At 36.4% G+C, this 10627-nt stretch carries 9 protein-coding genes; 8 read left to right on the forward strand and 1 reads right to left on the reverse strand.

The features are described from left to right. Positions 1-3 precede the first annotated feature (3 nt). The 8 genes from JCM15074_RS18740 to JCM15074_RS18770 all read left to right on the forward strand — a co-directional run bounded on the left by JCM15074_RS18740 (position 4) and on the right by JCM15074_RS18770 (position 9644). Complete coding sequence (locus JCM15074_RS18740; RefSeq protein WP_025823288.1) at positions 4-1377, forward strand: GumC family protein; 1374 nt, start codon at positions 4-6, stop codon at positions 1375-1377. Continuing rightward, complete coding sequence (locus JCM15074_RS25140; RefSeq protein WP_234400288.1) at positions 1359-1826, forward strand: hypothetical protein; 468 nt, start codon at positions 1359-1361, stop codon at positions 1824-1826. Before JCM15074_RS18740 ends, JCM15074_RS25140 begins: the two co-directional genes overlap by 19 nt. After that, positions 1757-2635 carry an O-antigen ligase family protein gene (locus tag JCM15074_RS23075; RefSeq protein ID WP_234400289.1) on the forward strand — a complete coding sequence of 293 codons (879 nt, stop codon included), beginning with the start codon at positions 1757-1759 and terminating at the stop codon, positions 2633-2635. Before JCM15074_RS25140 ends, JCM15074_RS23075 begins: the two co-directional genes overlap by 70 nt. Before the next feature lie 91 nt (positions 2636-2726). Then, complete coding sequence (locus JCM15074_RS18750) at positions 2727-4022, forward strand: oligosaccharide flippase family protein (protein WP_025823290.1); 1296 nt, start codon at positions 2727-2729, stop codon at positions 4020-4022. Continuing rightward, positions 4019-5050, forward strand: a complete 1032-nt coding sequence (locus JCM15074_RS18755) for a glycosyltransferase family 2 protein (protein ID WP_025823292.1) — start codon at positions 4019-4021, stop codon at positions 5048-5050. Before JCM15074_RS18750 ends, JCM15074_RS18755 begins: the two co-directional genes overlap by 4 nt. A 138-nt stretch (positions 5051-5188) precedes the next feature. Next, positions 5189-7099 carry a WecB/TagA/CpsF family glycosyltransferase gene (locus JCM15074_RS25145; RefSeq protein ID WP_025823293.1) on the forward strand — a complete coding sequence of 637 codons (1911 nt, stop codon included), beginning with the start codon at positions 5189-5191 and terminating at the stop codon, positions 7097-7099. Further along, on the forward strand, positions 7099-8493 hold the full coding sequence (locus tag JCM15074_RS18765; RefSeq protein WP_025823295.1) for a nucleotidyltransferase family protein: 1395 nt from the start codon (positions 7099-7101) through the stop codon (positions 8491-8493). Before JCM15074_RS25145 ends, JCM15074_RS18765 begins: the two co-directional genes overlap by 1 nt. Next, entirely contained in the window at positions 8490-9644 is a 1155-nt protein-coding gene (locus JCM15074_RS18770; protein ID WP_025823297.1) for a CDP-glycerol glycerophosphotransferase family protein, read from the forward strand. Before JCM15074_RS18765 ends, JCM15074_RS18770 begins: the two co-directional genes overlap by 4 nt. Positions 9645-9735: 91 nt before the next feature. On the opposite strand, the gene JCM15074_RS18775 is transcribed toward JCM15074_RS18770, so the two are convergent. Further along, the gene (locus JCM15074_RS18775; protein ID WP_159105317.1) at positions 9736-10530 is read right to left on the reverse strand and encodes a glycosyltransferase; all 795 of its coding nucleotides are present in this window, start codon (positions 10528-10530) and stop codon (positions 9736-9738) included. Between the last annotated feature and the right edge of the window lie 97 nt (positions 10531-10627).

A 10627-nucleotide genomic window follows, 5' to 3' on the forward strand; every position in this document is an offset into this window, starting at 1 on the left:
AATATGAATAACACTGCTAATAAGAGCAATTTTAAGCAATTGATTAACCGCTTTGGTTCAATGCGGTCCATGTGGCGCGGCAGTTATTTATTAACCAACATTCTTGCTCTCATCGTAATATGGCTCATCGCTATCGTCTTAATTATCATGACGCCATCCAATTACATCAGTCGCTGGACGCTAATTTTGCCGGGGGTAGGTTCTGGCACTCAAATTAGTCTAGATAACCTAGGCCAAGCCAGTAGTTCAACTAGTTCTCCTTATGCAAGCTCCGCTATTGACCCTAGAGAGAATTATAAAGCCATCGCACTAAGTGACCGCCTCTTAATGAGTCTGGCTCAACAATTTAAATTAGGTAATCAACAAACTGTCGCACCCAATCTAAAATTGCCCTATCAAACAGGACTGATGGAATTTAGCTTAACCGCATCAGATCCTAAGCAAGCTCAACAGATAGCGCAAGCTCATATTACGCAACTACAGACTATTTTAGAGCTGCTTCGTCAAGATGAAATTAGCCAAAAAGAGCAAGGCGTACAATTAAGCCTAAAATCATTTAATGACAACTTAGAACGAACGCAGCAAGCCCTTATCGAATTTAAAACCCGCAAAGGCTTAGTATCTGAAGCACAGTTTAAAGAAGTCACCCTTAATATTGAAAAACTCAAATTGAATAAATCCAATATGCAGGCAACCCTTCAAGGTAATAATGCTAAAATTTTGATGTTAGAAAAACAGCTTAAAATTAATAGTCGACAGGCGGCTGACATTTTAAGTTTAAAGAATGACCAACTATTCCGACAACTGCTGGTTCAATATAGCGAGTTACACACTCAATCTATTCAATTGAGTCGTAAAGTTGGCCCCAAGCACCCAAAAATGGTGAATTTATCACTCGATAAACAATCTATTTTTGAAGCAATGCAACATCGCTGTTTAATCTTATTAGGTTATAACAATGATAGTTTGATGCTATTAATCTCTGATAATATTCAAGATCATCGCGCCGAATTAATGCAACAATTATTAGAGTTTAATACTGAATCACAAGGGCTTAATGCACAACTAAAGAGCCTAGATAAAGAGATTGAGATAAGACAAAACGAACTTAACCAAGATCAACAAGATTCTACTGAACTTGCAGAGCTAAACCGTGCCCACCAGCTAGCTACCACCGTATTAACCTCTGCGATTGCTAAAATGGATATTGGTAAGGCTGATATCTATGCGGCATATCCGCTTTTACAAGTATTAGCCATGCCATCGACACCTAATGCCCCAGATAAAACCCCCATTTATATCATTATTCTGGCGGCTATCGTCGCATCTATCATCGCACTTATTGGTTGTCGATTATTATGGCTACGCAAAAAATAACCCCCGCTAACCTTCCAGAAAAAGTACTCTGGTATAGCTTAGTTTTAACCTATCCCATTTGGTTAATTGGTGCGACTTACATTGTCGCACCAGTCATGGCATGGGTATTATTAATTTATTTATTGATTAATCGTCATCAGTATTTCAATACAACTATCAATCCATATATTTTATTTTGGACAATTTCCATATTAATTATGCTAATTGGATTAATAATGGGACATCTATTACATCAATTGCCTTGGCTATTATTAATCAAATCATCAATTGGCTGGGCCAAAGGCTGGGCATTGATTGCATTATTTATGTTGTTGGCAATCATGCCTATTAGAGCTGAATTAATTTACAGAGCTTGTTGTATCATTGCCAAACAAACGGTATGGCTATTACCGCTATTTATCATGGCATGGTTACTCAAATTACCTACCCACTATACATCTCGCCCTTAAGCATTTTTAGTGGAGCAGGTCTAGAATTCTTTACTATCACGCTATATGAAATTGACCCAGGTTCAGGCATGCCAAGATGGCGTTTCTTTACACCTTGGGCCCCTGCTGCAGGAATGATGGGGAATCTGTTTTTTATCTGTGCATTACAGGAAAAAGACAATCGCTATAAAGCTTGGGGAATTATCGGCAGTCTATGCCTTATTTTAATGAGTCAATCACGTTTAGCGCTCGCTTGTTTCCTTGTTTTATTTATTTATTTTATGTTCGTTAAACAACTTAAAAATCCATGGCTATATTTTGCAGGAGCTCCCATTGTCATGCTAGTGGGCTTCTTTGGCACAGATCTAATAACACTCATTGACGAATTAACCCGCCGCTTTACCGCCTATCGTGCAGCATCAAGTCGAGTTCGCTCAACCTTGGCTGATATTGCCATTCAGCGTTGGTTAAATGAAGCTCCTATATGGGGGCATGGCGTGGTAGAGAGAGGCACCCATTTAGTGGAATATATGCTGATTGGCACCCATCACACTTGGTATGGCTTACTATTTATTAAAGGGATTATAGGTCTCATTAGTTTTGCATTACCACTCATAATTAGCTTTATCTATTTCATCCTCAATTTTACAGTCACATCACTAGCTCAAACCGCAATTGCAATGTTGATTTTACTCTCTCTCTATTCCTTTGGTGAAAATTTGGAAATCTTGGTTTACCTTTTTTGGCCTAGCATGCTAATTATCGGTCTGGCTCATAAAGAGGTTGCACAAAATAATGCATTGCAAAATGCAGAACTAACTAAAGCCTAAAAAAATAATAATACATATCAACACCTTAAATATTGGCACAATTTATGAGTAATCACTAGAACATAGCGAGAACAAGTAAATTAGGAATTTTATGGCCTTAATGCGATTCAGCCGAACGTTATCTATATCAGCTCAATCTAAATTGATTGAGGGAGTATTATGGTTAAGTTCAGCGCAAATTATTGGCCGCATCGCAAGACTGGGTTGCAGTATTATCATCGCCCGCATCTTCACCCCTGAAATTTTTGGTCAAATAGCCATTATAATGACCTGCTATGAATTGATTTGTACTCCATTACGACGAATGACATCTGCGCCATTAATTAAGATGTCAGCAACCCACTATTACCAATCCCTATCAAATGCATACACAGTCAATGTCATCATTAGCGGTATCGCCTGTATTATCATGATCATATTAAGTTTTCCTATCGCTTTTTATTTTCAAAATAACAGTCTCAGTATGCCCATTATTATTATGGCACTTAGCTTATTATTGTTGCCGATTGGCATGCCCTATGTGTGCCATAACTTACGAAAACAGCGAATGCGTAGAGTCGCACAAGCGAGCTTATATCAAACCATTGCAGAAGGAAGCTTAATGGCAATACTTGCCATTGCTGGGTTACATATCTGGGCATTTGTCATTGCAAAAACGAGCACTATTCTCATTTGGATTTTTATCCATCAATATAAAAACCCATTACCTAAATACCACTTAATATGGCCAGATATAAGATGCATTAACTTATTTAAAACAGGTGCAATCGTTGGCTTAAGTGAACTCATTGTGACGATTAGATACCACTTAGACTACGTCATTATTGGCTTTTTCTTAGGCATAGAAGCGTTAGGTATTTATTTTTTTGCATTAAATGCCAGTACTGGCATTGCTCAAGCAATCAATCAAAGTTTTGCAACGGCACTCTATAGTCATTTGTGCAGTCAAACTACTCCTCAAAAAATCACTCAATTTAATCAAAGCTTATTTTGGGTTTACAAAATAATTACGCCGGTCGTGTTATTACAATTTGCATTAGCGTATTGGTATGTTCCCCTTATTTATGGTGAACAATGGTTAACCGCAGGAGCAATCCCTATTTTTATGTTGTTATGCATTAGTAGTTTATTTAAACCTTTTGCAGAAGCTGGCGCACAATTACTCATATCCCTAGGTCACAACCAACTTAATATTTATGCCAACCTCATTATTTGTATATTGCTTTTAGTCACAATCAGTATTGCATGCCAGTGGTCTTTATATGCTGTGGCTATCACTATTGTGCTCAGTTATACCGTCATTTTCCCCAGTTATACCTACTTTGCTTATCATCAAGCCAAATTAGATTTAAGCCAACAGAATATCTTACAGGAGAAGCCCTTATGACAAATCTGATTAGCGTTATTATGCCCGTCTATAATGTTGAAGATTATATAACTGAAGCGATTGAGTCAGTATTAAATCAGCACTACCAACAGTTTGAATTACTTATTATTGACGACTGCGGTCAAGATAACTCTATTAACCTCTGTCATAATTTTAATGATTCAAGAATTAGTATCATCCATCATTCCAAAAACTTAGGCTTATCTGCAGCCCGTAATACCGGCATTAAACACGCCAAAGGCAACTATCTCGCATTTATTGATTCCGACGATTGCTGGCACCCCGACAAACTCAGCAAACAATTAAAGCACCTACAACAAAACCCCCATTTAGGGTTAAGCTTCTGCCGATCGGCATTTATTGATGAACACAGCCAGTCCATTAACTTATTCCAGATGCCGCAACTGGATAATATATCCGTTGAGCATTTATTGTGTCGAAACCCAGTTGGTAATGGCTCAGCAGCAATGCTCACAAAAGCAGCATTAATAGATATTGCATTTGCAGGAGATAATGGTAAACGCCAATATTTTGATGAAAGCTTTAGACAATCTGAAGATATAGAGTGTTGGCTTAGATTACTGGCCACCACTCGTTGGCAAATGGCAGGTATACCTGAGCCATTAACCTATTATCGTTTAAATGGGCAAGGATTATCATCACAGTTAATCGCACAATTTAATGCTTGGGAGGCTATGATTTACAAAGCGAAAATCTATGCGCCCGATGTGATAAACACTTATGAAAGCCATGCCAGAGCGTTCCAATTACGCTACCTAGCAAGACAAGCTGTTCGCTTACATGATGGTGCTAATGCGATTAAATTTATCCATCAAGCCTTACGTGAACAACCTCTAATCATAAGCAAAGAACCGGCACGTTCAATAATGACCTTTTGCGCCGCCCACCTCTTAAACCTGCTACCAAATTCATTTTATCGTCAGCTTGAATACCATGGTAGTCAACTCATTAGTCATTATCAAAAGCTAAAAATCTACTACCAATGTCAAGTTGTTAATCAAAAATAATGCAATGCAAATCGATAAAAACAACTGCATACCAAGCTAACCATTTGTTTATATTAAAGATAAATACTGGCTCAGTTTATGCTTAATAACATGTAACGATATATCTCGCATACAATAGAATCGTGTTGGAGAAAGTTAATGCAATTATTGTTACATACCAACCAAACTTATGCACAAAGCAAAACCGTTATCATTATTGATAAGATACTGGCTTGTTTATGCCTATTATTGCTGTGCCCATATATTGTCACAATATACCTCGTTAAACGTTGTGTATCAGCTACGGTTATCGAACAAATCACCATTTATGGCCCACATCAATCGGTCATTACTTTGTACCAATTTACCGGTGAACGCTATCAATGCAGAGAGCTACTCGCTTTATGGCATGTTATTACAGGTAAATTATGTTTCATCGGTGAGCAATTCACATTTACCTGTTTTGCTAGACCGTTAATGTTATCTAAGCCTGGCCTTGTCAGTATTAATCAATTAAAAGCTCAAAATGGGCTCACATTTGAATCAACATCGCGAATTTTAAACCGCTGTTACCACCACCCACTATATTATTTGTTTAATCTATTTAGTTGTTTACTCAGTCATTTATTTAGCAACAACAAGCTATTATCTCGTAGACCCTATTTTAAATTATTTGGACTAACCATACGTAATACCAATATGTCTCAAATGTTGAATGAGCTTATCTTAGATAGTTTAAGTAATAAACCAACCCAATTATATGCTTTCGTTAATACTGATTGCATGAATAAAATATATGGTGACGAGCACTATCTCAATACATTACAACAATTTAAACACATTTTTGCTGATGGTTTGGGTATGCGCTTAGCTTGTAATAAATTAGGGATACAATTGCAAGATAATATCAATGGCACAGATATGTTTCCTCGCCTTTGCCAACTTGCAGCAAAACGTGACGCAAAAATCTTTTTACTCGGAGCCAAACCTGAGGTAGCCCGTCATTGTGCGACAAACATGCAAGCTCAATACCCTGAACTACAGATAGTCGGTTGCCAACATGGTTATTTTGAAAAACATCAAACCACACAAGTAATCGATAAAATTAATGCCTCAGGCGCCAATATATTATTGGTCGCAATGGGAGCTCCGCAGCAGGAATTATGGTTAGCAAAACATCAACGACAATTGTCCGTCTCCTGCGCAATAGGTGTAGGCGGGTTATTTGATTTTTATGCTAATAACGTGAGCAGAGCACCACTGTGGTTAAGACAAATAGGAATGGAGTGGACGTGGCGTTTAGCACAAGAGCCAATGCGAATGTGGCGCCGTTATATTTTAGGCAATCCCCTATTTCTATGGCGTATATTAAAGTTAAAACACACGGAAAAAAACAAACCGCGAAGCTACCAATACTCACCTAGACATAACCAATGGCATGCTCATTACATAAAATTTGAAAGCGTACTCCAGCAATATATTAAACGGCTATTGGATATTATTTTAGCCAGTAGTTTGATCGTCATATTCAGCCCACTACTTTGCATTATAGGTTTGCTTATCAAGCTCGAGTCATCAGGTCCAATTGTATTTACGCAACAACGTGTTGGTCAACACAACCACCGCTTCACAATGTTTAAACTGCGCTCGATGCAACATGATGCGAGCCGACAACAAGATACACTGAATAAAACAAATGAAATGAAAGGTGGCGTACTATTTAAAATCAAGCAAGATCCAAGAATGACTTGTATTGGCTACTTGATCCGTAAAACATCTATTGATGAACTACCACAATTATGGAATGTGATTAAAGGTGATATGTCACTAGTGGGCCCTCGACCAGCATTACCATCTGAAGTCAATCAATATGATTTACACCAACGTCAACGCTTAAATGCATTACCTGGAATCACCTGTTTCTGGCAAGTCAACGGACGCAGTAATCTGACATTCGAGCAGCAGGTAGAGTTAGATTTGCATTATATTCAGCAACAATCGCTTACAACAGATATCTATTTACTTGCCAAAACAATTCCGGCTGTACTTACGGCAAGAGGAGCGTACTAATGAAAGCAATTATTTTCGCTAACAGGCTAGGACAAGAATTAAAGCCGCTTCATCGAAAGTATTGCCCAGCAATGCTCCCTATTGTAAATAAACCCGTACTTGAATACAGCATAGATGATCTTTGTAATGCCAATATTCAAGAAGTCACTATCGTAGTCGCAAGTCATATCGAACAGATTAAAAGCCATTTTGGTAATGGCCAAAAATGGGGATTATCAATCCGGTACTTTTTAACTAAACCTGAAGAGAAAGTCAGCGATACTTTAGCAAAAATGGATCTTGCTACAGATAAAAAGATATTGTTAGCAAGGGGAGATGTACTGAGAAGCCCATGTTTTGCGCAATTTAAACACCTTTGTGAACATGCTCCTCGACAATGTGTACAAGCACAAATGGCGAATAAGTTTGCAGGAATGATGTTATTCCCCATCGCCACAAATAACCTCGACCAGCTCAACTGGCCGCTGACAGCTGATACAGATAGCAATGCCAACTTAACCGAAATTTTGCATGGCCAGTGCTTTTATCTAGACAGTATCAACAATTATGCCGATGCTAATTTTTATTTACTTAACCATAAAATTGCTGGCCTGACACCACAAGGGCAAGTTATAACATCAGCAAGAGATCATCATACCTATATTGGTATTCGACCTCACATTCCATCAAACAATATTAGAAAAAATAACGCTATTGGTGATTTCACTTATATAGATGATAGCTGCCGAATAGAAGGGAATACGATTATCGGCAAGGATTGTTATATCAATCAAGAGTGCACACTAGAACAATGCATTGTACTTGATAATAGTCGCCTTAGTTCGAATTTAACTTTAAAGAACTGCATTTTAAATCAAGATATGTTGTTGCAATTGACCCCAGCCATTAGTGTTGAACATCTTGATCACCATTTGGCATCACAGCGTCATCTATCAAGACATGGTTTTATTGAACCAATTCTAGCATTACTTGCAGTCATCATGACTCTCCCCCTTTGGCCTGTCATCTGGCTATGGGCTAAATGGCATCATAAATCAGCTCTCATTAAAACCTACCAAAAGAATAATAAAGGGGAGCGATTTACGCGTATCAACTTTAATGTCAATAAACCCATTTTAAAATTGTTACCCGATCTTATTCATGTTATTTCAGGCAATCTCAACCTCTTTGGCTACCAATCAACAACAGCAGGTCAAAATATTGGACTATGGGGTCCCGCACAGCTACTAAAACACTTAAAGCTATATGAAGAAGAGTATCGATTAATGGAACAAGTATTTTTTCTTCAAAAAGGGAAGAAAAAATACTTCACTTTGCTAAAGCAAGCACTAAGCAAACGCTCAAGCGATAACTCAGCAAATATACCGTCAAAAGCCAGCGGAGCGAGCGTATGAAATGGATATTCTATCTTATTAGAAAAGTGATTTATTTGATGAGCTATCTATTTCCAAGACAGAAAAATAAAATTGTGTTCGGCAGCTACCGCAACCTATTCAATGATAATGCAAAATATCTCTATTTAGCATGGCAAAATCACCCTACCTTAATCCCAATCTGGATCTCAGCAGATAAAAAGGTTATTACAACACTACAAAGCCAAGGGAAACAAGCTTACCTGCGCTACTCATTACTTGGGATATGGCATGCGTTAACGGCAAAATGTTACTGTTATAATAGCTATATTGGCGATATCAACCAATACTTTGCAGCTGGAGCAACTAAGATAAACCTTTGGCATGGTAGCCCATTAAAAAAGATTGAATTTGATATCGACCATGGACCAATGGCATCGATTTACCATGCTAAAACACGATTATCAAGGCTGATGAAGTCAATTAAATATCATCAACAGTACGTTAAACCCAATATTATGTTAAGCCCCAGCAAACTGTTTGACGATATATATTCATCATCATTCAACATCAATAAAAAAAGCCTAATCAGAGCTAATTACCCGAGGACTGAAATAAAAGATAATTCAGCCAATAACACAGGTATTGAGTATAGTCATTATAATAAAGTCATATTATATGCACCGACTTGGCGAGATAGCAAAAGCACTGACAACCCTTACACATCAGCATTTAATTGGCCACAGTTATCAAAACATCTTGTCAATCATAATCAATTATTAATATTAAAGTTACACCCTAATGAGCGACACTTAAGCCAAGACTTTAATCAATTTGAAAACATTATTAACATAAGCGATATTGATGACATTTACCCGATATTGACTCATATTGATATCATGGTCAGTGACTACTCATCACTGGTGTTTGACGCCCTACTTTATAATATCAAATTAATATTTTATCCATTCGATCAACAAAACTATCAACTAAACTGCCGTCAAAGCTACCCCTATGTTGCAGAACTTCCAGAAATAGGACTTACAGTACAAAATATGGCAGAATTTATTGGTGCGATCGAAGAAAAGGAAAATAAACAAATATTAGCTAATAAAAAAGCACTTAAACAACAGCTTTGGCAAGGGCAACAAACTGCGAATAAGTGCTTGGAAAGCATAATTTTATTTTATTAAAACTTTCTTAAAGTTTGATAAAATATTCAAAAAATATTGTTCAGGATATTTAATTATACTCAACAATTCATACTTATTGCTTAATACCTTATTATATAAAATTTTTCTTTTTTGAAAAAAAATTAACACATTTCAACGTTGCTGCAAATTTATATGATAATACAAAATCAGATTTAAGAATTGGATTAATTGATGATTCAGATGAAACACCACCCAATCGATATAAAATAACAAACCTATCCATTAGTATAATATCTTGCCCCTTACTTAGTATATGTAAATAATAAGGGTAATCTTCAAGCAATCTATAACTCTCAGAAAAATAGCCATACTTATTAAACAATTCTCGATGGTAATAAGTAGAAGCTCCAGATATCAAATTCCCTTTACAAGCAATTCTTTTTAATAATTTATCTTTACTTATGAAAAACTTTCTATCCGCATACTTAGGTAAAGCTGAGTACCTTCCATTTTTATCAAATGGAACCCTTAACCCCGTAATAATTAACGCTTTATTCTTAACAAAGCATTTCACGATATCACTCACAACTAAATCATCATAAAAAATATCATCAGCAGCAAGGGGAATAATAATATCTCCTTTAGATAATTTTATAGCATTATTAAAAGACTTGACTGTCCCAAGATTAGTTTGATTAATTATTATATTTGTATATTTATAAAGATTATACTTTTTAATTAAATCAAGTACATAACCATAATCAAAACCAAGAGTGCTATCATCAACAATTAACAATTCTAAATTTATGCCATTTAGCATTTGTTTTGAAACAGACGAAATTGCAGACTCAAGTAATTTCCAGTTTCTATATGTTAAAACTATAATACTTACCGAGTTAATCTTACTCTCTGACTTACTAAACAAGTCCATCACCTCTAATAGCACAACAGTTTAAATATTAATTAAAGTTTAAACTCATTAACAATACTTATAATAAAAGTAATATCTTCATTAATCATTC

It is taken from the genome of Shewanella marina JCM 15074 (genome assembly GCF_000614975.1).
In the GTDB taxonomy this organism is placed as follows: Bacteria; Pseudomonadota; Gammaproteobacteria; order Enterobacterales; family Shewanellaceae; genus Shewanella; species Shewanella marina.

Excerpts from the sequence above, each read along its gene's own strand:
- JCM15074_RS18740 (WP_025823288.1), top strand. The coding sequence starts at position 4 with ATGAATAACACTGCTAATAAGAGCAATTTTAAGCAATTGATTAACCGC.
- JCM15074_RS25140 (WP_234400288.1), top strand. The coding sequence starts at position 1,359 with ATGGCTACGCAAAAAATAACCCCCGCTAACCTTCCAGAAAAAGTACTC.
- JCM15074_RS23075 (WP_234400289.1), top strand. The coding sequence starts at position 1,757 with ATGGCTATTACCGCTATTTATCATGGCATGGTTACTCAAATTACCTAC.
- JCM15074_RS18750 (WP_025823290.1), top strand. The coding sequence starts at position 2,727 with ATGGCCTTAATGCGATTCAGCCGAACGTTATCTATATCAGCTCAATCT.
- JCM15074_RS18755 (WP_025823292.1), top strand. The coding sequence starts at position 4,019 with ATGACAAATCTGATTAGCGTTATTATGCCCGTCTATAATGTTGAAGAT.
- JCM15074_RS25145 (WP_025823293.1), top strand. The coding sequence starts at position 5,189 with ATGCAATTATTGTTACATACCAACCAAACTTATGCACAAAGCAAAACC.
- JCM15074_RS18765 (WP_025823295.1), top strand. The coding sequence starts at position 7,099 with ATGAAAGCAATTATTTTCGCTAACAGGCTAGGACAAGAATTAAAGCCG.
- JCM15074_RS18770 (WP_025823297.1), top strand. The coding sequence starts at position 8,490 with ATGAAATGGATATTCTATCTTATTAGAAAAGTGATTTATTTGATGAGC.